Below are 23,296 nucleotides of genomic sequence, written 5' to 3'. Positions count from 1 at the left end.
ACCGCCAAAAACGCAGTAGCACCCCCTCCCGCCCCCCACCCCGCAACGGCCCCCACCCCGCCTCCTGCCACCGGTTCTTCCGCCCCTGGCTCTCCCGCCACCCCCAACAAGCCGGCCGCCCCTCAGACCCCGGCCACCTCTTCCAGCCCCTTCACCAGGACCAGCACCTCACCCTCCACCTCCCCAGCCCCTGTCATCGAGCCCGCCACCTCTCCCGCCTTCTCTCCGCCCCCCTCGACCGGCGTCACCCCCTCGACCGGTGCCATTTCGAACGGCGCCGCCACCTCGAACGGACCTGGCACTTCGAACGGACCTGGCACTTCGAACAGGCCCGCCACTTCGAACGGACCCGCCACTTCGAATGGGCCCGCCACTTCGAACGACGTCGCTCCCTCGAACGGCGCCGCCACCCTTCGCGACGCCCTCAAAGGGACCGGCGGAGCCGCCGCCCGCGCCCGGCAAGGGACGATGCTGGCCTTCCTGGGCGTCCTGGCCTTCTCCGGCAGCTTCCCCGGCACCGTCTACGCGATGCGCGGCTTCGACCCCTGGCTCGTCGCCATCGGCCGCGCCGCCGTCGCCGGCGTCATCGCCCTGGTCTGCCTCAAAGCCGCCCGCCTGCCCCTCCTCCCGCCGCGCCGCCACTGGCCCGCGTACGCCGTGATCTCCCTGGGCGTGGTCTTCGGCTTCCCGGTGTTCAGCAGCCTCGCCCTCAACCTGGGCGCCAGCACCTCCCACGCCGCCGTGGTCATCGCCCTGCTCCCCGCCGCCACCGCCGCCTGCGCCGTCGTACGGGCGGGCGAACGCCCCCGCCCCTTGTTCTGGGCCGCCTGCGCCGCCGGCGCCGCCGCGATCACCGCCTTCACCCTCACCCGAGGCCAGGCCGGCGCCGCCTGGCCGGACCTGCTCCTGGTCGGCGCCCTCCTGTCAGCCGCGCTCGGCTACACCGAAGGCGGCCGCCTGACCAGGACGACCCCCGGCTGGCAGGTGATCAGCCACACCCTCGTCCTCTCCCTCCCGCTGACCGCCGTGATCACCGCGGTCCTGACCCTCACCACCCCCATCACGCCGACCGCCCCCGCCCTGGCCGGCTTCGCCTACGTGGCGCTGATCTCGATGTTCCTCGGCTTCATCCCCTGGTACGCCGGCCTGGCCAGGGGCGGCATCGCCAGAGCCGGCCAGACCCAGCTGGCGCAGCCGCTGCTGACCCTCATCTGGGCCTGGGTCCTGATGGGCGAACGCTTCGGCCCGGCCACCGTGGCCGCCGCGCTCGCCGTCCTGGCCTGCGTCGCCGTCACGCAGCGCACCCGCGCGTAGGGAAGAGACCTGGCACGACGACGTACGCACCGGGCCGCGGCGAAGCTTGCATGGCGTGACTCTGCCACGCAGGATGGCAGGGGAGGTGTCACGATCATGGCGGACCTCACGATCCCGGAAGGCGGCTTCTGGCCCGCGCCGGAGATCCCGCAGCCCAACATCTATCCGATGGAATGGCGCGTGGAGACCGAGAAACTCGCGGCCATCTACGAGAAGTCCAAGCGCAAACTCTGGAACCCGGCCGACCTCCCATGGGACGGCCTGAACCCGGACGACTTCACTCGCGAACAGCGCCTGGGCATCATGTACTGGTTCGCCGTGCTCGCCAATTTCGACGCCTCGGGACCGGCCGTGTTCGCCCGCGCAACCATCCAGGCTTTCGAGAAACACGAGGAAGACCCGGTCAGGAAGTGCTTCTTCTCCATCACCCGCGACGAGATGAACCATGAGGAGTGCTGCCAGCGCACCATCGCCCGGCTCTGGCCCGGCGGCCCCCTGAGCTGGACCCCCGAAGACGATCTCGAAAAGGCCGCCCACAACAACGTCGGCTGGCTCTACCACAACGGCGGCCGCTACTGGAACGGCTACACCAGCGCCGTCGGTAGATACTCGCTGCCGGTCCTCTTCACGAGTTTCATGATGGGCGAGATGGCCGCGTCCACGCTGTTCAGGGGCATGGCCACGGGCACCCGGCATCCGGTCTTCGGCGAGATGTTCCAGCGCATCGGCCTCGACGAGTCCCGCCATCTGCAAATCTGCATGACCATTCTGGAAAACGAATGGCCGGGTCTCACCGACGAGACCCGCAGCCTCATCACCCGCCAGCTGCGAGCCGGTTTCGTGTTCCTCTCCATGATTCTCTGGGAGCCTCCGGAAGGTTTCTGGGAACTCCCGCCGTACTTCCTCGACAACCACCGCGTCCTGATGGACCACGCCAGGGAAGCGGGTCTGGGCGTGCTCTCGTACGAGGAACAGAAGGAGAACTGGCGCGTGGCCATGGCGAAGGTCCGCGCGATCGTCGAACGATGGGGCATCGCCTTCCCCGCCATTCCGGAACTGGACCTGGAAGGCGTCGAGGTGAACGTCATCGACCCGGAGGAGATCATCCCGGTCTTCTAGGATGCGCGTATGTGGCCCCGCATCGACGGACGCAGAGTCCTCGCCCTCGGCACGCCCGGCAAGGTGCGCACCCTGCTGACCGACCTCACCCTCTCGGGCGCGAAGACCGCCACCGCCGGACTCCTGTCCCTCGACTACGAGGCGGAAGGCGAAGAGGTCGAACACGTCGGCGAACACCTGATCCTCGTGGACGACGCCAGCGAGAAGGCCGCCACCATCGAGATCACCTCAGTGGCGCTGGTGCCGTTCGCCGAGGTGCCGTGGGAGTTCGCCGAGGCGGAAGGCGAAGGATTCACCTCGATCCAGCACTGGCGGGAGGTCCACCAGCGCTACTGGTCATCCTTGGGCCACGAGGTGAGCGACACCTCCACAATCGTCTGCCTCCACTACCGTCTACTCCCCACATAACCCCCGACCACAAACAGCCAGCCCCCAAACGCCCCCCACCAGCCGCACCACTCTCAGCCCCACACCACCGCCTTGGGGGAGTACGGCCCTCAACCGCCCGTACACACCCCTGGGCCAAGCACCGTCCCTCAGTGCCGCACCTCACGCCACCGCCTTGGCGGAGTACGGCCCTCAACCACCCGCGCACACCCCTGGCCACGGCCCCTGGGCCAAGCATCCGCCCCTCAGTCCGCTCCCCACACCACCGCCTTGGGGCAGCGCGGCCCTCAACCACCCGCGCACACCCCTGGCCACGGCCCCTGGGCCAAGCATCCGCCCCTCAGTCCGCTCCCCACACCACCGCCTTGGGGCAGCGCGGCCCTCAACCACCCGTACATCCCCTGATCATGCCCCTGGGCCAAGCGTCCGCCCGCGGACACGAGCCCCCGGACACGAGCCCCGCCGCAAAGGCGAGGCGGCCCGCGTCGCCGTCACTCCCGCACCGACCCCCTCAGCGAACCGCCCCACCCACCCACCTCCCGCACACTCCCGCCTCCGTCGTCTCCTGTGCCGTCGTCTCCTGTGCCGTCGTCCCTCATCCCAGCCTCGGTGCCCCCGACGAACGTCCCCTTCCCTTTCACCGTGTGGACGAGCTGCCGCCGACGCAGCTCCCGCACCACGTTCCGGACGGTTGACCGCGCCACGTCGAACTCGGCCTCCATGGCCAGCTCGCTCATCACCGCCTCGCCGGCCAGCAGCTCACCTCTCAGAATCTGGCCCTCGATCATCTCGGCAATCTGCACATAGATCGGCACCGGGCCGTCTCGGTCGAGCATGCTCATACCTTAGACGTCTGGATACAAGCAGATGAGTGAATCTCAATCCTGGGGCCACGACTCTTCGGGTGACACGTAACTCCCACGTTGCGGCACGGTGTAGATCCACCCTTGCTCCCGCAACAACGCCATGGCCCGCCGCACCGTCTCCCGCGCCACGTCGTACTGCTGCACCAACGCTGTCTCACCCGGAATCGCCCGCTTGGGCAGGAAGTGCCCCGCTCTGATCTGCTTGGCCACATCGGCAGCAATCTGCCGATAGAGCGGCACTTTCCGCTGCTTACGCGGCGCTTCATGAGGTGCGCCGACGAACGTTCCCTCGCCCTGGACCGTGTAGATGAGCCCTTCCTCGCGCAACACGTGGATGGCCCGGCGGGCCGTCGTCCGCGCGACCCCGAACTCGTGCTGAATGTCGGCCTCGCTCGGCACGGGATGCCCGGACGCGAGCCCCTCGACCCGCAGCCGAAGGATCTCCGCGATCTGTACGTAGATGTGGGTGTCGCCGTCGTAGTCCAGCACACCGGCAACATAGACGAAGGTGTACGAGCCCTCCCATATCCTCCTGCCTGGTCAGACAGAGTCATCTTTCCGAATAGACGAGCGGATACAACCAGACGTATTCTCTTGCCATGGCCGTCCTCTCCCTGGACTACGAACGCTGCATCGGCATCCACCTCCCAGAACCCCGCCCAGGCCGCACAGCCATCCGCTGGTATCCCGCGAGCTCCCCCTACGAACGCGTACGGGTCCGGGGATACACCTGCCACTGCCAGCCCACGATCTACGAGCTCTGCCAAATCGGAGGGCAGCGCTTCATTCGCCGAACCCGTACGAATGACAGAATCCCGATCGCGGAGGAGACCTTCCGGGGCTCCGCCCTCAGGACCCAGCGGCTCTGGAACAGTCTGTTGACCGGCAACGCCCGATAATCCCGGGCACCCACTACACCTGTACTCCACGTCGGCTCATCCTCTAGAGGAAACCCGCCCCCTGAGCCGCTACCTACAGCAGCACGACCCCGCGTTGCCTGCCCGCTTGAGGCAACCTACCGGGAGAGCCTGACAAAACCAGCCCTCCCGTCGAGCACAACTCTCAAGCTCCCTGTGCCTCTGAAGCGCGGCTCTGCGGCCCTACGCAGGCCCGCCCCCTGTAGGCGTTCGTCTCGCGGCACGAACACTCTCTACAAACGCGCGGTCGCCTAAGTGGCCGGCAGTGACAACCAATGACGATGGCGACACCGCTGCAAAATGCACAGATTGCTCACCAGGGCTTCCCGGGTGCCCTCGTCCGTGAGTATCTCCACACGCCATCCCGGGCGACGCTCGGCACCCTCCGGTCACCGTACTGAAATTTCGCCAACGAGCTGTCATTCAGCTCGATTTTCCTGATTAAGAGGGACACGCTGGCATTCCATCCAGAACCGACTCGAGAAGAGAGAAGTAGGAGTCACAGTTCCAAAACGACTTTGCACGCCATCTCGAAGGAGGCACACTGTTCCTCGCGGCCATCACGTTGGCTCCTTCGTTCTCGGACAAGGCCCTAGAAGGAGTACGGGATGGCCGTCACCATTTCCCGGTGCCCCCCTAGCTGATCCGCTCAAACCAGCTCCGAAGCCCACCTCCAGCGTCATCGCCATCAAATGTTGGAGCAGTCGAGCGATCCCAACCAAGAGCCCCCGACCTGGACCGGAGGCTCAAATGCCGCCTACGCATCATCTTTCGCCAACAGGCGATCCAGTCTGAGCCCAAGGTCAGTGAGCTGGAACCGTAGCCCCTCAAGCATCGTCAACGTCTCTGCCAGGCTGGCCTTGCAGCTCTCGTCAAACCGTTCCCGAAGGCGTGCGATCTCGAAGTTGAGGATCTCAAAGTCCCGACCGACCCCTGAGCGAACCTCGACGATCTCCGCCCTCGCCGTAGCCAGCCCTGCCAACACCGCATCTCGCTCACCCGAGCACGAGCGAGCCTCCAGCGCTTGCAGACGGAGTTGTAGATCGAGGATCTCCACCTCAACGTTCACGTGCCCCTACCCCTTACCAGTGGACGACGAGGGAGCTCGCCAAAGTCGGCCGGCCCCCACTTGCTGCGAGCACATATTGGCAAGTCGTCCGTGCCTGAAGCGATCCCCGACAAGCAATCCGGAGTGGTTTTCTTCCTCCGCCGACTCGCGCTTTTCCGGTGAACGTCCACATCCGCCCGGCTTGTCGGAGGAAATAAGACCACCTCGGTAAGGAGGATCAACCTGCCGCCGCCCCCCCAGCAAGGGGCTGCCAGCCAAGCCCAAGCGCCTAAGGGGGGCGGCCGGATCGAGAGTGTCATGATTCAGTCCCACCCGCCCGGCCATCGAAGCATCCAGAAATGCGGGTGTGGCCCAGTCATGTCCTGTCATTACCGGCATGTAGGCGGACTAGATGAATGAGTCCAAGGCATAGCTGCGGAGATAGGGCGAGGATGTCCATTCTCGGGTTGTGACGACCGAACTGGACACCCTCGCAACCGCACTCTATGTGAGGGTCGACGATCTGCTGAAGAGTGCGCCGGAACTGGCCCCGTGGCGGCCTCGAGTGGGCATCGTGCCGAGGTTGAGTGAGGCCGAGCTGGTGACATTGGCGGTGCTGTCGGCCTTGCTGGGCTACCACTGTGAGCGCCGCTGGCTGCGGTACGCGCACGCCGAACTGCGCGGCATGTTCCCCTGTCTGCCGCAGCAGTCGGGCTACGGCAAGCGGCTGCGCAAGTCGATCCCCCTGGTAGCGGCGGTGATCCGGTTCCTGGCCTGCGACACCTCGCTGTGGAGTGATGAGGTGTGGGTGGCCGACTCCACTCCGGTGGAGTGCGGCCGCTCGGCGGAGACCGCGCGGCGCAGCGCCCTGGCCGGGTGGGCCGAGTACGGCTACTGCGCTTCCCACTCCCGCTACTTTTGGGGGCTGCGCCTGCACCTGGTGTGCACCTTGGGCGGATTGCCGGTGCTGTTCGCGCTGAGCGGCGCCAAGGCCGATGAGCGCGAGGTGCTGCTGGGCATGCTGGCCACCGCTCCCCGGGTACTGGCCGAGTATCGGCGTCCGACGCTCATCACCGACCGGCAGTTCTACGGCCGTGTCTTCGAGCGGGAGCTGGCCGAGGGCGGGGTGCGGCTGCTGCGCCCGGCCCGGGCCGGTGAGCCCGAGCGGGCCGACACGCAGCTGTTCAAGCCGTTACGCCAGACCATCGAGTCGATCAACCAGACCTTCAAGGGCCAGCTTGACCTGGAACGACACGGCGGACGTACGCCGGCCGGCGTCATCGTCCGCATCTTCGTCAAGGTCTTGGCCCTGACTGCGGCGATCTGGCACAACGACCACACCGGCCAGCCGATCAAGAGATCACTCACCCGCTACGACCACTGATCACCCCGACCCCTTGGACTCAACCGTCTAGGCGGAAGAAGCCCGGTAATCTCCAGCCGATAGCCTGATATGAGATGGCGGTCTCCCGAAAACAGGGGCCACAGAATGAGCTGAAAGCTTAGACGTCACCCTGCTGACTCGATCACCTCCGACCTACAGGCGAGCCGTTGATGGCAAGCGGCGGGCCGGTAACCGCAGCGAGCCAAGCTCAGTCTCGTCCGCAGGACCACACACAGCCCTCGTGATCACTGTCTTGTACCCAGGGTCACCAGCACGCCACGAGACCTCCCGCCCCCTCGTCTAGCTCGGCCACACCATGCTGCCCGGCGCCCAAAGTCCCCACCGGGGCGTGCAGGCCGCTACCGCACTCGCCACGCCTCTTGTCCACATTGGCGTTGACCTGTCAGCAGCGGACCAAGTTCGCTCGCCCACGACAGTGCCCCTCCGAGCGGAGACGCCCGCGACCGCGCGGGTCGATACCCCTCAGAGGCAACGCTCACGATGCTGACTGCCGGGAGGCCAAGGCCCTGTCTGACATGCGAACCTACGCCGCCCATCCCGGCTACATCGCGACAAACTCAACGGCAACAGCGGCCCATCCCAACGGCAAGCAGCGGCCCCACAGCCGTTCCCAAGGGCGCCGACGCGGTCATCATCCTGGCGACATCGGCGCCCGCTACGGCCGATTCGTCGACTGCACAAGCGCGACTCCGCGGCCTTAACCCCGTCATTGGCCGCAGAGCGATCTGCTACGGACAACACCAGGATGGCCCACCTGTCGTCCGGCAGCGTGGCGAGTTGGCGATGATCGGCCTGACGCTTGATGTTGGCCGACGGACTCGATTGCTCCCATATGACGCGCCACGCCGCGTCTCCTGCCGACCCTCGATCACAAACAAGCCGATCAAGTCGGGACGGCAGGCACCCTACCCACACAACCAACAGGGGCCAGCGAGCACCAGCCCCCTCATTTCAACCCTTACGTTTCCCCATCCTGATCACCTCGGTCAGGCGGAGTTCCAGGCTCGCCAGCACCGGATCTCTCTGCTGTACCGATCCGGACCCCGCCTCGCGCGCAGCCCCAGCCGACGAGCCGACATCGTAAGTCATGACAGAACCAGGATGCACCACAACATCCCTGTTCATGTGGCTGCCGATGCCTTGCGCGGCCTGCACATCCCTGAGCAGCCGCCCCCAGGTCCCGTCCGCCGCCCAGCGGCGCTGCCGTTTGTAGACGGTGATCCAACATCCGAACCGATCCGGGAGGCTGCGCCAAGGCGACCCGGTTCGCGCCTGGTACAGCACCCCGTTGATCAGCATGCGCTGGTCTCCGTGCCGCCGGCGTCCAACGTCGCCATCAGGCAGCAACGGCACCAGCCGTTCCCACTCCGCATTCGTCAGGTCCGTATGGCGCATTTATCCCTATCCTCGACTGCTTTCTGCTCTCAGCCTCGTCACCAGGACAATAAGGACGGCCATCGCAAGTCTCCTTCGAATAGCAACGATTCAAGGGGTGAAGGAGTCTTGCAATGGCCGCAGGAACCAGTGTGCCTTCTCCGTCATAGCCTGCGCAGCAGTTCGGCAAGGATTGGTCAAAATTTTCGAGCAACCGTGACAGGGACGTAGACCATCCACGACTATTGCTCATGACTACCGTCTTGCGCTCAACAGTCGCCTGTCATACGAACAGCCACCATGCTAGAGACAATGGACAATTGGGCTCATAGCCTCTCGAGTAGCTTGAGCCTTGAACATGGGCGGTATGTCTCGGCGCCACCGCGCTAGGCTTCCGTGGCGGGCGGGTGCAGATGCGGGCTTCCGTGTGCTGCCAGCCATCGAGAAGATCCAGAGGCCGCGGTCCGTTCCTACTGTCGGCCCCTCGCCCCACGAAATCCGTTCGCAACAAAGAAGAGCGTGGTCCCGTGCTTTCCCGGATGCGCGGGACCACGCTTGGGCGAGTCTGTTGGCCGGCCGACGTCCGTTGCGGCCTCAACTCGTGCCATTAGGCTCTCATGGCCGCCTCATACGTTTCTCCTGTTCGACGCTTTAAGAGCAAGGTTCCTTTTGGGCCCCCGCGTGCGAACTTCCGTCGAGGTCCTGGATGAAGGTGATTCACAGGGAGATTCGCCTCCAAGCCGCATCCGTGATGATCAGATGGTCGAGGAGACGCAGCCCGACCGTTCGGGCGGCCTCGGCGAGGCGGGCCGTGACTTCCAGATCGGCCTCGCTGGGATCGAGAGAGCCTCCAGGGTGATTGTGGGCAACGCCGAACATGGCGCCACCGGTGGTGAGCACAAGGGAGATCGTCTCCCGCACGGGCACCGTCGTGTGATCGGCGCCGCCCTCTGTCAACACCGAACGTTTCAGCACGCCACCCCGCGTATCGCACACCACCACGACGAAGCGTTCATGCCCGAGGCCACGCAGTAGGGGCGCGCAGACCTCTGCCAGGTCGGATGTGCTGGCGATGCGCATCCGCGCAGGTTCCGACGCTGCACGCCGTACGAGATGAAAGGCAGCCGCCACCCGCGCGGCCTTGGCCGGCCCTATGCCTCGCAGTCTGAGCAGCCGATGCGGATCGGCGCGCCCGAGTGCGTCGAGGTCGCCGCAGTGTTCGATGACTTGACTGGCCAGTTCCAGCGCGCTCGCCCCGCGGAAGCCGGAGCCGAGCAGAACGGCCAGCAGCTCTCGGTCGGCAAGCACCGCCGCGCCGCTCGACATGAGCCTTTCTCGCGGCCGATCGCGCTCGTACAGATCTTTGACTCGCATTCGCAACCTCCGCACCCGTTCTATCAACGAGGACCGACAAACTCAGACGCCGAATTCCAGTCCGATAAAGGATGCAGTGGGCGATATATCGCGCTTGAGCTACGTCGATGGCGGCCGTAGGTCGCGATTGAGAGGAATGGCCGCCTTCGCAATGCCGTGACGCGAACCGAACCAGCGGACGAGTGACCTTGCGTGGCGTAATGCGCAGGATGTTCTCCGAGTGCCTTATGGTTGCCTGCCGGAACGCGTGATTTGCTGGCGTCGATGTTGACCCTGTTGACGGTGGCGGGCGCTCAAGGTGCTTGCCCGGGGCGCCTGACAGCGCCCCTTACGATCCCGCCGCAAGCTCTCTACCGCCCTTGTTCGCTGTCGAAAGAGCAACAGAATGCTCGGGTATTCGATGTCAGCCTAGAAAAGGCAGGTCGGAACCTGGGCGGCCATTGTTCGTCATCCAAGCCCATGATGTCGAAGGGGGCGTTAATGGTTTCGCTGAAGATTCGCCCGCCGAAGCGACAATTATCGCGCTAATTCCGATATGGGCGGCGCGACTCACTGACGTCGGTTCGGAGATCTCACCGAGCGCGAGCCATACGATCCGCCCGAGGCTTCATCCTGGGACATGTGTGCGACACCCGCTGTCGGCAGCTGGGGCGTCTCGTCGGCTCAAATCGTGCTTCGGCGGTCCGACGTCGTCGCCCGGCTGCTCGCGGCCTCGAGGCCATCACATCGTCGGTCAGGAAGACGACGCATTCGCGGATATGCCTCGCCCGATGCGACGGAACGGCGCTCGTGGCCGTCAGCTCAGCCGGCTCACATCCGGGATTTCAGCACGTCGACCTCGCAGCCTGGCGAGAACGGGTCGAAGCCGTGCTCGATCAGCCATCTGATCGCCAGCAGGCTTCGCGAGGACCACCATCCGCGGATCACGTCGAGGTCGACGTCGGCACCGTAGCCGGCGATGACGTCGCCCAGGCGTTCCTCATGTCCGAGCGTCAAGATGGCGAGGTCGAACATGGCGTCGCCCTGGCCCGCCTCGGACCAGTCGATCACGCCGGTGACCTCGTCACCGTCGACGAACACGTGCGTGATCTGCAAATCGCCGTGCGCGAACACCGGCTTCCATGGCCGGAGCGCAGCCTCGGCAACCTCGCGATTGCGCGTGACCAGGTCGGTGGGAAGGACGCCGTTCGTGACGAGCCACTCGCATTCGGCGTCGAGACGCGATGTGACCTCGTCCAGGCTCTGACCGGGCCATGGCGGCAGGGGCGCGTCGTGCAGCATCCGTACGGCGGCACCCACCGCGGCCCATGCCGCCGGCGACGCGACAGATGGCTCGCCCAGACGGCCGAGTGCCGTCCCTGGAACAGTGGCGAGCGCGAGCACGGGCGGTTTGCGCCACAAAACCTCTGGCGTCGGGATCGGCGCCATGGCCATCGCTTCGACCTCGACGTCGGTGCGTGTCTGATCGGCGTCGATCTTCAGGAACACGTCGCCGGCACGCAGGGTCGCGCGCTCGTTATGCGCGACGACGACCTCGATCTCCTCCACGTCGGCCATTATCGCGAGGATGACCATCGACGTCGCCAGGTTTTCGCGTGCGACTGCACGGCTGATCGCGTCCCACTGCCCGGAGGCCTGTGCAGGACACTGACCACTGAGGGATCAAGCGAGTGAGGCGTTCCTCGCCTGGAGGCGCAAGTCGCGATCAACAGCGAATCGCCCGGCTTGATCTACGAACAGTGAAGCCTGTGCAGTGGCGTGGACGCCCGTCGCCAAGGCTGATCGGAAGCCGGCGAGAATCCTGGTCCGCAGCTCAGGCTTTCAACAGGCTCTTGACCTGGTCTGATGCGAACTCTATGCCGAGGGCGTGGGTGATCTGCTGCCGGAAGAGAAGTTGTCATGTTCCGAGTGCCGGGAGATCGCCTTCGGAGCCTCATGGCGCGTAGTTCCCCTATGTGGGCTCCATGAGGGGGGGCGCGTCTTACCGCGCTCACCGGCCAGATCAGTAGGCGGATGGCGATCCGGCTTGTGGCCCTTCGGTTCCTCGAGGTATCGCTTCCCAGGGGGACCTTTGCGTGGGTACGCGAGGCTCCAGGCGGCGAGGCGCGGCGCCACCCGGAGCCCAAACCGGTCAGACGGGCATGCTGTACATCACTCTGAAGCGATCACCCGGAATGACGATGTCGCTGGTTTCGACAGGACGTTCGCCAGCCCAGTGCGTACGTTCGACATGCAGAACGTGAACCCCTGCCGCCAGATCGAGCGCATCGCTCTCGGCCGGTTGAGGCACCCGGGTGTGGATGCTCTCGACGACCTCAGTGATCTTTATGCCGTGCGCGTACATCCTCGCGACCAAGCTGCGGCGTTCCTCCTCGGTGTGGGCGACGAACGCCATCGGCTCGTAGGCGGTGACAAGTTGGATCGGCTTGCCGTCGCCTCGAAAGACGTAGTGCGTTCTGGTCAGCGTGGAATGTTCGTCGATGCGTAGACGTCTGGCGATGTCGGGGCTGGCGTCGGCCGGTTCGCTGTGCCAATCCCACGTCACGCGCCTGCCTTGGGACTGCAGGTCGGACGCGAACGGCGCGGGGTGGTCAAGGAAGCGCCATCGATGCAAGGGGGTCAAATTTGGACGGTCCCTGACGTAATGGCCTGAACCGACACGGCCGATAATGAGACCCTCACCCGCGAGAACACGTAGAGCGTGACGGGCAGCGGTCTCACCGACCTGATACTTACGGGTCAGTTGCGCCCGTGAGGGAATGGGCGCGCCTGGGGGGAGGGTGCCGTCGAGGATCTGCCGCCGGATGTCTTCGACGACACGCAGGTAGACCGGATCTGAGGTGGCCACTAGTCCATCCCTGGGGGTTCGTGTGAGGCGTTGCCCCATGTTGCCGTATTCGACAGGTAACCGACCGTCATCGATGACTGCTGGAGCCCCAACTTTGCGATGGTGGAAAATTATGGGAGAAACCCTGTAACGCTGATGTAAGGGACACCGATTCTCCGGTAGAGGTCGTCGATGTGTGTACCCCCGAGCACATATCGGCGGCCTCTTCCAATGCGCACCCTCGAGTGCGGCCGTCGAGGCATGCTCGCGCAGCTCATTCGGTACGTTGAGCTCTGGTTCCTGTCTTTTCGTGGCATGTCGCAACCAGCCTGCCGGATCCACGGTTGGGGACGCGCCGACAGTGGAGCACTGAGAGAAGAACCTGTCGGATGGGAACGAGGACAGCGCCAAGCTTCCCGTTCATGCGCGCGACTGCCGTTACGGCAACAACCACGCGTGCTCGCTGACGCGGAGAGTGACGGGCGGAGCGGGGCGCACGTGATCAGCCACTGCAGCGGTCCCAGCTGTGGGTGCTCAGCGGACGAGAGGGCAGCCGAGGAGGCCCCCGGACCCGCAGGGCCGTCATCACCGGCCATCAGCACCCGCAAGGTCGTCGGCACCCGCAAGGTCGTCGGCACCCGCAAGGTCGTCGGCACCCGCAGGGCCATCAGCACACGCAGGACGATCAGCGCCTGGAGAGCAATCGGCGCCTGGAGTGCCGTCAGTTCCTGGAGACCGGTCAGCGCTGACGGGAGTTGTCAGTCGGCGAGATTGCCCGCGGCTCAGTTGCTCTCGCCGAGGGGGTGCGGAGCGGTGCAGCGCTGGAGTGCCCCCTCTGATTGGTGGCTGGTGACAGCGGGTGCACTTTCGTGGCGCATCCCCCTTGGGAGGCGGTAAGCATCAGACGGAGTGGTCTTCTGATATCCCAAAGAAGTGGCTGTGTTGTAGAGGACCACCTTCTCCCTAGGTTGTGTGCTTCCGCCTTCGGCTTAGTCGCCGGCCTGGTCCGTCCTGTGGGCTGGCTGTCTGAGGCCGTGCCCGTAAGGAGACCATGTGATCAGCATTGGCAAGCTCATGCCGTCCGACCGGGATGCGTGGGAGAGCTTGTTCCGGGCGTACATCGACTTCTATCAGCGAGTCGAACCGGACGAGATGTACGGCCGGGCCTGGCAGGAGTTCCAGGCAGACACTCGGATGCACGCCTTCGGCGCGAGGTTGGACGGGCGGCTCGTCGGCATCACCCACTTCCTGGTCCATGCCAGCACCTCGGCCCCTGACGCCGACGTCTGCTATCTCCAGGATCTGTTCACGGATCCAGATGTCCGGGGCAGGGGAGTGGGACGCAAACTGATCGAGGCTGTCGCGGACTGGGCTCGGGATGGCGGCTGCTCCCGTGTCTACTGGAACACCCACGAATCGAACAGCACCGCGCGCCGTCTCTATGACAAGGTGGCCGAGAACAGGGGCTTCATCAGGTACCAGATCGAACTGTCCCGGTAGGGGGCGCCGGGTGGTGGCTGATCTTCCCTCTTCGGTCCCGTCCAAGGAAAGGTGGGTGTGGACGGAGATGATGGGGACTCGGCTGCCCGCGGGATGATCGCGAGCGAAGTAGATCGGGTTACCCCACGCGGTCATCCTTGTCACCTTGCTCCTCAGAACGCCTGCGAATGAGGGCAAATGGCTCCGTCGGGCAGGCAAAGCGGGGTGGCGACGTCCAACGTTTTTCCGAATCCAGGTAGCGTTCGCACTATGGCATCGCCAACTGGAACCGCCGAAGCGCCCTTCGGTCGCATGCTGACCGCGATGGTCACGCCGTTCACCTCTGACGGCGACGTCGACTACGAAGGCGTACGACGCCTGGCCACCTACCTGGTGGACGAGCAGCGCAACGATGGCCTGATCGTCAATGGGACGACAGGCGAGTCGCCCACCACCTCGGACGATGAGAAGCGACGGATCGTCAGCGCCGTCCTGGAGGCCGTTGGCGACCGCGCCACCGTAGTGGCGGGAGTCGGGACGAATGACACACGCCACACCGTCAAGCTCGCGAAGCAGGCGGCGGAGGTGGGTGCCCACGCGCTGCTGGTGGTGACTCCCTACTACAACAAGCCCCCGCAAGAGGGGCTCTACCAGCACTTTACTCGCGTGGCCGACGCCACTGAGCTCCCGGTGATGCTCTACGACATCCCTGGTCGCAGCGGCGTGCCGATCAAGACCGAGACGTTGATCCGTCTGGCGCAGCACGACCGCATCGTGGCCGTGAAGGACGCAAAGGGCGACCTGTTCGCCGCCAGCCAGGTTATGACGGCGACCGATCTCGTCTTCTACTCCGGCGACGACCTGCTCAACCTCGCCTGGCTGTCCCTTGGCGCCGCAGGGTTCGTCAGCGTCGTCGGACATGTCGTGGGCTCCGAACTGGCTCGCATGATCGAGTTGCACAAGAGCGGTGACGTGAAGCAAGCGCTGGAAGTACACGGTCAGGTGGCCCCTGTAGTGGACGGGATCATGCTGAAGGCCGGTGGCGCGATCATGGCAAAGGCGGCGCTGAGCTTGGTGGGTGTGCCGGCGGGACCGGTACGTCTGCCGCTCGTGGCGGCGACAGAGAAGCAAATCGCCGAGCTGCGTGCTTGCCTGGTAGCCGGCGGGGTGAAGTTGACAGACGCATAGGAACGGGGAGGAACCGGGAGTTTTGAGAACACGATTTGACCATGGGGGCCGGGCATGAGCCATCCGCATCCTGAGCTTGGCCCCCGCCGGAGCTGCCTTACGGCGGCCTGCGCATCGTCGCGCTCGGCGGGTTGGGGGAGATCGGCAGGAACATGGCCGTCTTCGAATACGACGGCCGACTGCTGATCGTCGACTGCGGGGTGTTGTTCCCCGAGCCCGATCAGCCGGGCGTCGACCTGATCCTGCCCGACTTCGAATACATCAGGGACAGGCTCGACGACATCGAAGCCGTCGTGCTGACCCACGCCCACGAGGACCACATCGGGGCGGTACCTTACCTTCTGCGAGAGCGGCGCAACATTCCGCTCATCGGATCCAAGCTCACCTTGGCTTTGATCGAGGCCAAGCTGACGGAGCACCGGATCCAGCCGACCAAGGTCGAGGTCGTCGAGGGCGAACGGCACATCTTCGGGCCCTTCGACTGCGAGTTCCTCGCGGTGAACCACTCGATCCCCGACGCGCTGGCTGTGGCGATCAGGACGCCCGCCGGCATCGTCCTGCACACCGGCGACTTCCGTATGGACCAGTTGCCGAGCGACGGCCGGCTCACCGACCTCGGCGGCTTCGCCAGGCTCGGCACCGAGGGCGTCGACCTGCTGATGTCGGACTCCACCAACGCCGAGGTGCCGGGGTTCGTCACCAGTGAGCGGGAGATCGGGCCGGTCATCGACGAGGTGATCCGCACGTCCGAGCAGCGCGTGATCGTGGCGAGCTTCGCCTCGCACGTGCACCGCATCCAGCAAGTGATGGATGCCGCGGCCAGGCACGGCCGCAAGGTTGCCCTGGTGGGCCGATCGATGGTCCGGAACATGGGCGTGGCTCGTGATCTGGGCTACCTCAAGGTGCCGCCGGAGTTGATCGTCGACTCGCGCGACATCGAGCAGTGGCCGCCGGAAGACGTGGTGCTGGTCTGCACCGGTTCCCAGGGCGAGCCCATGGCGGCGCTGTCGCGGATGGCCAACCGCGATCATCCGATCCGCATCGCCGAGGGTGACACCGTGTTGCTGGCGTCGTCGCTGGTGCCGGGGAACGAGACCGCGGTCAACAAGGTGATCAACGGACTCACCAGGTGGGGCGCTCGTGTCGTGCACAAGGGCAACGCCAAGGTGCACGTCTCCGGCCACGCGGCCGCGGGCGAGCTCCTTTACGTCCTCAACCTGACTCGCCCGTCGAACTTCATGCCGGTTCACGGCGAATGGCGGCACCTGCGGGCGCACGCCAAGCTCGCCGCGCTGACCGGTGTTCCCGACGACCACATCGTGATCGCCGAGGACGGCGTCGTGGTGGACCTGGTCGACGGCAGAGCGAGGATCGTGGGAGCGGTTCACGCCGGGTACGTCTATGTCGACGGCACCTCGGTGGGCGAGATTACCGACACCTCGCTGAAGGACCGCAGGATTCTCGGCGACGAAGGGTTCATCTCGGTGGTCGTCGTGGTCGACTCCGCCACCGGCAAGCTCACCGCCGGCCCCGAGATCCACGCACGAGGATCCGGCATCGATCCGGCGCAGTTCGAGGAGTTCATTCCGCAGATCGAAAGAGCTCTTCAGGACAAGGCCGCGGATGGCGTGGTCGACATGCAGGAGATCCGCCGGGTCGTGCGCCGCACGGTCGGCCGTTGGGTCAGCGACACGTACCGCCGCCGACCCATGATCATTCCCGTCGTGGTCGAAGTCTGAGCCACTGAGCGGTACGGCAGGCACCTGAGCCTGCCGTACCCGCAGTTGGGAAACGAGACGGCAGAGGATGCCTCTCAACAACAAGGTCCATGGAGGGGGCATCTCAAGCGTCCCTCCTGCGTATGAGCCAGATGGCGGTCAGCAGGGGAAGAACCGCGTACAACACCAGCACGGTGGCGGCCGCAGGCGGAGACAGAAGTGACCCGTACACCGATGTGGTGATGATGTCGCCGGTGATCTCGCGGGGAAGCGCACCGATCATGATCGAGCCCAGCCGTTCACTCCAGGGCTCCGGGATGTTGCCCACGATCATCGGGATCACATAGATCAGACCCACCAACAAGGCGATCGCACCAGGGGCGGATCGCAGAAGCGCGCCCAATCCCAAGCCAAGCAGCGCGAAGACCACAACCGTGGCACTGGTAACGAGCAGGAACGGAAGCCTGTCCGCGAACGAGGTCAGGTATGCGCCGGAGAATCGGTCGCCAAGCACCCAACGCGAGACGAAGTACGTCCCGAACACCGCCACCGGGCCAATGACCAAGCTCAATACGCCGACCACGGCGGCCTTCGCAGCGAGAAGCGGCCATCTACGGGGGACGGCCGTCAGACTCGTCCTGATCAAGCCGGTGGTGTATTCAGATGTGACGGCCAATGTGCCCAGAACGCCCATGCAAAGCTGCGGCACGATCACCAGTACCTCCTCCAGATCCGCTATCCGGGCAGTCGGACGCTGCTCAGCAGGAGCGTTGTCGTACATGCCGGCCGCCATGGAGGCCAAGGCGAGGCCCAGAAGGATCGTGCCGAGACTGATGCTGACGATGAGATAGGAAGAGCGGACCGAACGGACCTTCAGCCACTCTGAGGTGAGAACACTCATACGTCCCTCCGCTTGAGCAAGATGAAACCGGCGACGAACGCGATCACCGGGTAGGCCAGGAGGACCAGGAGCGCGGCCCAAGGTGGAAGAAGGCCGTCTCCAAGCCGGGACGAGAGGCGATCGCCGACCAGTTGGGGAACCAGGTTCGGCAGCAGCAGCGATGCGGCACGCGTGTTCCACGGCGCAGGTAGGTATGCGGCAACACCGGGCAGGACGAACAGCAGAACCACGACCGATATGAGCGCGCCAGCCGTCGACCGCGTGGCTATGCCCAGGCCGAGCCCCACCAGAGCCAGCGCTGTCACCGAGATCCCCGCGGCTAACAGCATCGGCACGTCGTCGGCCAGCGGAGTCTCGTTGAAGCCCAGCCGATGGTCGTGGGCGATCAGACGGCTCGCCGAATAGGTGACCAGAAGGATGACGTGAGCCGCTGTGAACGTGGCCAGGCTGACGACGACGGCCTTGGCCAGAAGTAAGGTGCTGCGCCGGGGAACGACGGTAAGACTGGCGCGAATCATGCCTGTCGCGTATTCGGACGTGACCGCCAGTACGCCGAGCACGGTGAGGCTCATCTGAAGGAGCGGCAGGAGTCCTTGTTCCGGCGCGGCTGCCTGCAGCGTCCCTCGATCTTCGGCGAGGTCGCTGACATAGAGCGTCCAGAGCACGCCGAGCACCGCCATGAGAGCCGCTGCACCCATGGCATGCCAGGTGGAAGTCACGGACCGGAGCTTCAGCCATTCGGCCAGCAGAGCCGCCCTCATCTCGCCGCCCCGAACTGGACGCTGTTCGCCGTCAGAGCCATATAGGCGTCTTCCAGCGAGGGATAGCGCGCCGTCAGCTCGTTGACCGTGGAGTGCGCCACCAGCCGCCCCCGGCCGAGGATCACGATGCGTTCAGCGGTCAACGCCATCTCGCTCATCAGGTGACTGGAGAGCAGGACGGTCCTGCCCTCGGCGGCCAGTGACCGCATCAGGTCGCGGATCCAGCGCACTCCGTCGGGATCGAGGCCGTTGACGGGCTCGTCGAACAGCAGCACACCAGGATCGCCGAGCAGCGCAGCGGCGATGCCGAGTCGCTGCTTCATGCCGAGGGAGAAGCCGGCCACGCGTTTTCGTGCCACATTCGCCAACCCGACCTGCTCAAGCACCTCGGCCACGCGTGTGGCACCGATGCCGTTGGTGGCGGCCAGGCAGAGCAGATGGTTGTAGGCGCTGCGCCCGCCATGGACCGCACTCGCGTCGAGCAGCGCCCCCACCTTGAACATGGGCTTGCGAAAGGAGGCATAGCGTCGGCCGTCGACCAGCGCCTGGCCGGAGGTCGGCGCGTCCAGGCCGAGGATCAGGCGCAGTGTGGTGGATTTGCCGGCGCCGTTGGGGCCGAGGAAACCCGTCACATGGCCCGGCTCGACCTTGAAAGACAGATCGTCCACGGCGAGCGTGTCGTCGTAGCGCTTGGTGAGGTGCTGAAGTTCGATCACGCTGAAGAAGATGCGGCATGCCGGGCCGGCGGCGCATCAGACCACGGTTCGAACTTCAGGGTCAGACCCAGGGCTGACGTGCTCAGCTCGGCGAGAGGCTACCGTTCAACGCGTGAACGAGAACGATCCCTTCTTCGCCAGGCGCTGGAGCCGCGGTCAGCTGATCGTGCTCGATCTGATGGCGGGGCTGGGGTTCGCGTTCGTGTTCGTCACAGCGGCGGTAGCCGCGCCCGGGGTGCCACCGTGGTTGAAGATCGCCCTCCCGTGCGGGCTGGGCCTGCCTTTGGCGGTGCGAAGGCTGTGGCCTCTGCCTGTCTTCTGTTTCACGCTGACGCTCGCCATCTTCGCAGTTGCAGTTGACGTGGTGGGATACGCCTGCATCGCACCCGCTTATGCGATCTACATCGTGGCGACGTCCGACAGATTCGGGGCCGTGCTGCCGTCCTCGGCCATCGGTGTGGTCAGCATGACCAGTGTGTTCGGACTGGTGGTCGCAGGTGGCGCGCCGGGCGGGGGCACGCCCGCTTGGCTCGTGCACATCGATCGACCGCTGGTCGGCATCGCGGCGCTCGGCGGAGCCTGGACCATAGGGAGGGCCGTCCGGGAACGCAGGTTGTACGCCGCTCGTGAGGCCGGGCGAATGGCCGAGCAAGCAGTGACGCAGGAACGGTTACGCATCGCGCGGGAACTGCACGATGTCGTTACTCACAGTGTGGGATTGATCGCAGTCAAGGCGGGTGTGGCCAATCACGTGCTGGCGACCAGGCCGGAAGAAGCACACGACGCCTTGCGTGTGATCGAGACCGCCAGCCGGAGTGCTCTGGTGGAGATGCGCCATCTTCTAGGCATGCTGCGTTCGACCCAGCTGGCAGATCTTGTTCCCGTTCCGGGTATCGCGGGCCTGGAGGGCTTGGTGGAGCAGGCCAGGCAAGCTGGAGTCGAGGTCGCGCTTGACCTCCGGATCGGTGGAGATGAGGCCGGCCAGGAAAGGACAGGTCTGCGGGGTAAGGCTGAAAACGCGCCACTAGGGCGTCCAAAGACGGGCCCTCGCGAAGTAGGCGGGCCTCTTGGCGGGGAACAGGCCACGCGTTCGGACGATGACCGTGCGCCGGATGAGGGCCTGTTCGGGGGAGCCGTCGCCGCGCATGGAGTGGAGGAACGACGAGAAGGTGGGGCGGCGGCGGGAAGACGGTTGCCCGATGGGGTGGAGTTGTCCGTCTATCGCATCGTGCAGGAGGCGCTCACGAACGTGGTCAAGCATGCCTCACCGACTCGCTGTCAGGTCTCTGTCGTAACGGATGGGGGCGAGGTGCGGATCGAGGTGGTGGACGAGGGCCCAGGAAGGCGTGTGTCGCCCGGGGGCGGCTCCGGCCACGGACTGATTGGAATGCGGGAGCGGGTCATGATGTACGGCGGAGTCTTTGAAGCGGGAAGCCTGCCTCGACGAGGGTTTCGTGTCTTCGCACGTCTGCCGTATCAGGAGGTCTCATGATCAAGGTGGTCATTGCTGACGATCAAGCTCTGCTCAGGGGGAGCTTCACGATGTTGGTCGACTCCGAGCCGGACATGACAGTGGTGGGCGAGGCATCAACCGGTGCTGAAGCAGTGGCAGTCGTCTTGGAGCATCGGCCCGATGTGGTGCTGATGGATGTTCGTATGCCGGACATGGATGGCATCGAGGCGACTCGGCGTATTGGCGATGTGTCGCGGGTTCTCGTGGTGACGATGTTCGATCTGGATGCGTACGTCTACGACGCTCTTCGGGCCGGTGCGAGTGGATTTCTACTTAAGGACACGCCGCCGGCGGACCTGCTCGCTGCCGTTCGTGTGGTTGCGAGCGGTGAGGCTTTGCTGGCGCCAACGGTGACGCGACGCTTGATCGAGGAGTTCACGAAGACCCCAGTGGCGCAGCGGCCACAGGGGCTGGACAGGGTGACGGAACGAGAGAGGGAAGTGCTGCTGTTGATCGCTCGTGGGCTGTCCAACGAGGAGATCGCTGACCATTTGCGGTTGAGCTTGGCCACCATCAAGACGCATATCGGCCGCTTGCGCACGAAGTTGGAAGCTCGTGACAGAGCGCAGTTGGTTATCGCGGCCTATGAAAGTGGGCTGGTTTCCGCGAGACGGTGACGCAAGAGGGCCTGGATTGCCCCGTGCTCGGTGCTCTCTGGTCGTCGGGGATCTTCGCAGGATGCGGACTTTGTAGGGCCGGAGGACGGGACTGCGGGAAGCCGATTTGTGCGTATCGGACGGTCGCTTGCCGCCGGTCGTCTGGAGGAAGTGAGTACTCCAGTCGCACTTCGTAATCTGGGTCTGTTGGAGGGGCGGGCGGAGTTACGGCGGCGGGTTCAGGCTGTTACGGGAGCCATCATCTATCGGATGCGTGGCCATCGACCTTGATGGATTCTCGGCTGGTTGGGGCCTTATCGGGCTCCCGGCCGACCGAGGCGAAGGGTGGGCCGGAGTTACCGAGCACGCTCGATCAGGGCTGCGCCGCGAAGACCTGGGCGACGGCTCGCCGCTGAAGGCGCTCTCGCTTTTGGTTCAGGGTTGGCGGTGCCGGGGCGATTCGCGTCATCCGCGCCTGGGACGGCGGATTGGGCCAGGAGGTGTAATCATCGATCAAGCCGGCATCGACCAGCGGCAGGGGAAATCGTGTTCCGCCGTGGGCGAGCCGGTGTCATTCGGAGGGGTTCTGCTGGAGCCGGGTGATCTCGGTCCTGGGATGTCCCAGGTATGCCCGCTCCGGGCGAGACGCGGCTGGAGTCGTTGGCCGTTGGCTTGAGGGGGCAGGACGCCAGGCGGCGGCGAGCAGCGGCAGCGCGGACACGCAGTCGGCGCCGGCCGCCCTCGGTGAGCCAGGGGGCGCAAGCAGCATGGGTGCGTACTGAGGGGGACATGCTGAGGCGCGTTACACGCTTAGTTTGACCGTGATGAAGGCGGTTGCCCCTTCGGGGAGGAGGGGACTTGGTGCCCGCGCGCCGTGTTCCCGCCTGCTGGCAGCAGCACCTGCCCAGCTCATGGATCTTCGGTGCGGACATCGCTGGCGCGTTCGTATGGAAGTGTCCGACCTGAAGGGGCGGCCCGCGCGGGCACAGGTGTAGGGGTTGGTGGTGCCCGCGCGGGCCGGAGTGGAGGAGCCGGTAGGTGCCCGCGCGGGCAAAATGGAGGGGGATTCTAAGTGCCCGCGCGGGTGTCTATGGGATCCGATATCGGATCGATCTGTCCTACTTTGAACAGGTTGGTGTGGAAACTGTTCAGTGTTTTGGCTTGCTCAGGGTGAAGATTACTAGCCGGTGGCCTAGTTGTGGGAGTGAATTCTTATCTTGATGCTGACGGAATGGCGAAGGTGGGCGGTTCGGTGGGAGCGGATTAAGTGCCTACTTTGCGTCTTATGGGGAATTGCTGCAGGCTTGAGGGGATTATCTGACGGGGTTTGCGGCTTTTGAGGGCTATGGGTTGCGTGGGCTGGAGCGAGGAGGGTGCTCTGGGGAGGGGTGGGGTTCTCTGCGGTTTGCGCTTCCGTCAGGGCTCGTGGCCACCTTCCGTCCTCGGTCCAGCGCTTGTACCGTTCGTAGCAGGTTTGCCATGTGCCGTAGCATTCTGGGATTTCTCGCCAGGTCGATCCGGCTCGAAGCGCCACAGAATTCCGTTCACTACTTGCCGATGCCCACGCCAGGGGCGGCCGGGGCCTGCGGTAGACAGAAGTCGGGGGCGATCCGGTCTCGTGCTCTATCGGTCAAGTCGCTATGTGTTGCCACGGCTCAGTATTTAAGCGGGATTCGAGCGGAGTGGTAAGTGACTCCTTGGGGGCGTTCTTCGACTGGAAGTGTGTGAATGGGGGCGGGAACGGTAAAAGGCCTGGCTATTTGGTCGATAGGTCGCCGATTATCAAGGCTGAT

General features: G+C 65.0%; 19 protein-coding genes and 2 pseudogenes. 9 read left to right on the top strand and 12 right to left on the bottom strand.

Features of this window, described 5'->3' with window-relative positions; all coding sequences use genetic code 11:
• Positions 1-122 precede the first annotated feature (122 nt).
• A complete protein-coding gene (locus ACNF49_RS47240) occupies positions 123-410 on the bottom strand; it encodes a hypothetical protein (RefSeq protein WP_482941797.1) in 288 nt (95 codons plus the stop codon).
• Positions 411-468: 58 nt separating this feature from the next.
• Between ACNF49_RS47240 and ACNF49_RS47235 the strand changes: the two genes are divergently transcribed.
• The 3 genes from ACNF49_RS47235 to ACNF49_RS47225 all read left to right on the top strand — a co-directional run bounded on the left by ACNF49_RS47235 (position 469) and on the right by ACNF49_RS47225 (position 2,841).
• Positions 469-1,314, top strand: a complete 846-nt coding sequence (locus ACNF49_RS47235; RefSeq protein ID WP_482941796.1) for a DMT family transporter — start codon at positions 469-471, stop codon at positions 1,312-1,314.
• 96 nt (positions 1,315-1,410) lie between these two features.
• The gene (locus tag ACNF49_RS47230; protein WP_482941795.1) at positions 1,411-2,433 is read left to right on the top strand and encodes a hypothetical protein; all 1,023 of its coding nucleotides are present in this window, start codon (positions 1,411-1,413) and stop codon (positions 2,431-2,433) included.
• A 9-nt stretch (positions 2,434-2,442) separates the two neighbouring features.
• Entirely contained in the window at positions 2,443-2,841 is a 399-nt protein-coding gene (locus ACNF49_RS47225) for an ASCH domain-containing protein (protein WP_482941794.1), read from the top strand.
• A gap of 470 nt (positions 2,842-3,311) precedes the next feature.
• On the opposite strand, the gene ACNF49_RS47220 is transcribed toward ACNF49_RS47225, so the two are convergent.
• From ACNF49_RS47220 to ACNF49_RS47210, 3 genes are all read right to left on the bottom strand, one after another.
• Positions 3,312-3,656 (bottom strand): GntR family transcriptional regulator, encoded by a 345-nt coding sequence (locus tag ACNF49_RS47220; protein WP_482941793.1) that lies wholly within the window; start codon positions 3,654-3,656, stop codon positions 3,312-3,314.
• A gap of 42 nt (positions 3,657-3,698) precedes the next feature.
• Positions 3,699-4,175, bottom strand: coding sequence for a GntR family transcriptional regulator (locus ACNF49_RS47215; RefSeq protein ID WP_357988010.1), 477 nt, complete (start codon positions 4,173-4,175; stop codon positions 3,699-3,701).
• A 1,185-nt stretch (positions 4,176-5,360) separates the two neighbouring features.
• On the bottom strand, positions 5,361-5,672 hold the full coding sequence (locus ACNF49_RS47210; protein WP_357988007.1) for a hypothetical protein: 312 nt from the start codon (positions 5,670-5,672) through the stop codon (positions 5,361-5,363).
• 448 nt (positions 5,673-6,120) lie between these two features.
• Here ACNF49_RS47210 and ACNF49_RS47205 point away from each other — a divergent pair, with 448 nt between their 5' ends.
• Positions 6,121-7,035 carry an IS982 family transposase gene (locus tag ACNF49_RS47205; RefSeq protein ID WP_482941792.1) on the top strand — a complete coding sequence of 305 codons (915 nt, stop codon included), beginning with the start codon at positions 6,121-6,123 and terminating at the stop codon, positions 7,033-7,035.
• A 972-nt stretch (positions 7,036-8,007) separates the two neighbouring features.
• Here the strand turns inward: ACNF49_RS47205 and ACNF49_RS47200 are convergent.
• The 4 genes from ACNF49_RS47200 to ACNF49_RS47185 form a co-directional block, all read right to left on the bottom strand.
• A complete protein-coding gene (locus tag ACNF49_RS47200) occupies positions 8,008-8,451 on the bottom strand; it encodes a transposase (protein ID WP_482941791.1) in 444 nt (147 codons plus the stop codon).
• Positions 8,452-9,147: 696 nt separating this feature from the next.
• Complete coding sequence (locus ACNF49_RS47195) at positions 9,148-9,804, bottom strand: JAB domain-containing protein (RefSeq protein ID WP_357989075.1); 657 nt, start codon at positions 9,802-9,804, stop codon at positions 9,148-9,150.
• Positions 9,805-10,614: 810 nt separating this feature from the next.
• A complete protein-coding gene (locus tag ACNF49_RS47190) occupies positions 10,615-11,361 on the bottom strand; it encodes a phosphotransferase family protein (RefSeq protein ID WP_482941790.1) in 747 nt (248 codons plus the stop codon).
• 574 nt (positions 11,362-11,935) lie between these two features.
• Entirely contained in the window at positions 11,936-12,652 is a 717-nt protein-coding gene (locus ACNF49_RS47185) for a GntR family transcriptional regulator (protein ID WP_352320788.1), read from the bottom strand.
• A 1,032-nt stretch (positions 12,653-13,684) separates the two neighbouring features.
• Here ACNF49_RS47185 and ACNF49_RS47180 point away from each other — a divergent pair.
• The 3 genes and pseudogenes from ACNF49_RS47180 to ACNF49_RS47170 all read left to right on the top strand — a co-directional run bounded on the left by ACNF49_RS47180 (position 13,685) and on the right by ACNF49_RS47170 (position 17,037).
• Positions 13,685-14,131, top strand: a complete 447-nt coding sequence (locus tag ACNF49_RS47180; protein WP_357985776.1) for a GNAT family N-acetyltransferase — start codon at positions 13,685-13,687, stop codon at positions 14,129-14,131.
• A 249-nt stretch (positions 14,132-14,380) separates the two neighbouring features.
• Positions 14,381-15,298, top strand: coding sequence for a 4-hydroxy-tetrahydrodipicolinate synthase (gene dapA / locus ACNF49_RS47175; protein ID WP_357985773.1), 918 nt, complete (start codon positions 14,381-14,383; stop codon positions 15,296-15,298).
• Positions 15,299-15,352: 54 nt separating this feature from the next.
• Positions 15,353-17,037, top strand: a pseudogene (locus ACNF49_RS47170) (ribonuclease J).
• Between the two features lie 103 nt (positions 17,038-17,140).
• On the opposite strand, the gene ACNF49_RS47165 reads toward ACNF49_RS47170, so the two are convergent.
• From ACNF49_RS47165 to ACNF49_RS47155, 3 genes and pseudogenes are all read right to left on the bottom strand, one after another.
• Entirely contained in the window at positions 17,141-17,917 is a 777-nt protein-coding gene (locus ACNF49_RS47165; RefSeq protein ID WP_482941789.1) for an ABC transporter permease subunit, read from the bottom strand.
• Complete coding sequence (locus ACNF49_RS47160) at positions 17,914-18,678, bottom strand: DUF2705 family protein (protein WP_498703558.1); 765 nt, start codon at positions 18,676-18,678, stop codon at positions 17,914-17,916. The genes ACNF49_RS47165 and ACNF49_RS47160 overlap by 4 nt, the downstream gene beginning before the upstream one ends.
• 62 nt (positions 18,679-18,740) lie before the next feature.
• Positions 18,741-19,394: pseudogene (locus ACNF49_RS47155) on the bottom strand (ABC transporter ATP-binding protein); the annotation flags it as partial.
• Positions 19,395-19,506: 112 nt separating this feature from the next.
• Here ACNF49_RS47155 and ACNF49_RS47150 point away from each other — a divergent pair.
• Together ACNF49_RS47150 and ACNF49_RS47145 are read left to right on the top strand one after the other, a co-directional pair.
• Positions 19,507-20,886 carry a sensor histidine kinase gene (locus tag ACNF49_RS47150; RefSeq protein ID WP_482941787.1) on the top strand — a complete coding sequence of 460 codons (1,380 nt, stop codon included), beginning with the start codon at positions 19,507-19,509 and terminating at the stop codon, positions 20,884-20,886.
• Complete coding sequence (locus ACNF49_RS47145; RefSeq protein ID WP_357985754.1) at positions 20,883-21,524, top strand: response regulator; 642 nt, start codon at positions 20,883-20,885, stop codon at positions 21,522-21,524. The genes ACNF49_RS47150 and ACNF49_RS47145 overlap by 4 nt, the downstream gene beginning before the upstream one ends.
• A gap of 1,171 nt (positions 21,525-22,695) precedes the next feature.
• Here ACNF49_RS47145 and ACNF49_RS47140 read toward each other — a convergent pair.
• Positions 22,696-23,037 carry a transposase gene (locus ACNF49_RS47140; protein ID WP_482941786.1) on the bottom strand — a complete coding sequence of 114 codons (342 nt, stop codon included), beginning with the start codon at positions 23,035-23,037 and terminating at the stop codon, positions 22,696-22,698.
• Positions 23,038-23,296 lie beyond the last annotated feature (259 nt).

This window comes from Actinomadura sp. ATCC 39365 (genome assembly GCF_054392275.1).
This window is presented reverse-complemented; position numbering and strand designations above follow the sequence as displayed.

What these genes read in the sequence shown, in the direction of transcription:
- ACNF49_RS47160 (WP_498703558.1), bottom strand. Translation starts at nt 18,678, where the DNA reads ATGAGGGCGGCTCTGCTGGCCGAATGGCTGAAGCTCCGGTCCGTGACT.
- ACNF49_RS47230 (WP_482941795.1), top strand. Translation starts at nt 1,411, where the DNA reads ATGGCGGACCTCACGATCCCGGAAGGCGGCTTCTGGCCCGCGCCGGAG.
- ACNF49_RS47195 (WP_357989075.1), bottom strand. Translation starts at nt 9,804, where the DNA reads ATGCGAGTCAAAGATCTGTACGAGCGCGATCGGCCGCGAGAAAGGCTC.
- ACNF49_RS47145 (WP_357985754.1), top strand. Translation starts at nt 20,883, where the DNA reads ATGATCAAGGTGGTCATTGCTGACGATCAAGCTCTGCTCAGGGGGAGC.
- ACNF49_RS47200 (WP_482941791.1), bottom strand. Translation starts at nt 8,451, where the DNA reads ATGCGCCATACGGACCTGACGAATGCGGAGTGGGAACGGCTGGTGCCG.
- dapA (WP_357985773.1), top strand. Translation starts at nt 14,381, where the DNA reads ATGGCATCGCCAACTGGAACCGCCGAAGCGCCCTTCGGTCGCATGCTG.
- ACNF49_RS47225 (WP_482941794.1), top strand. Translation starts at nt 2,443, where the DNA reads ATGTGGCCCCGCATCGACGGACGCAGAGTCCTCGCCCTCGGCACGCCC.
- ACNF49_RS47235 (WP_482941796.1), top strand. Translation starts at nt 469, where the DNA reads ATGCTGGCCTTCCTGGGCGTCCTGGCCTTCTCCGGCAGCTTCCCCGGC.
- ACNF49_RS47220 (WP_482941793.1), bottom strand. Translation starts at nt 3,656, where the DNA reads ATGCTCGACCGAGACGGCCCGGTGCCGATCTATGTGCAGATTGCCGAG.
- ACNF49_RS47165 (WP_482941789.1), bottom strand. Translation starts at nt 17,917, where the DNA reads ATGAGTGTTCTCACCTCAGAGTGGCTGAAGGTCCGTTCGGTCCGCTCT.
- ACNF49_RS47190 (WP_482941790.1), bottom strand. Translation starts at nt 11,361, where the DNA reads ATGGCCGACGTGGAGGAGATCGAGGTCGTCGTCGCGCATAACGAGCGC.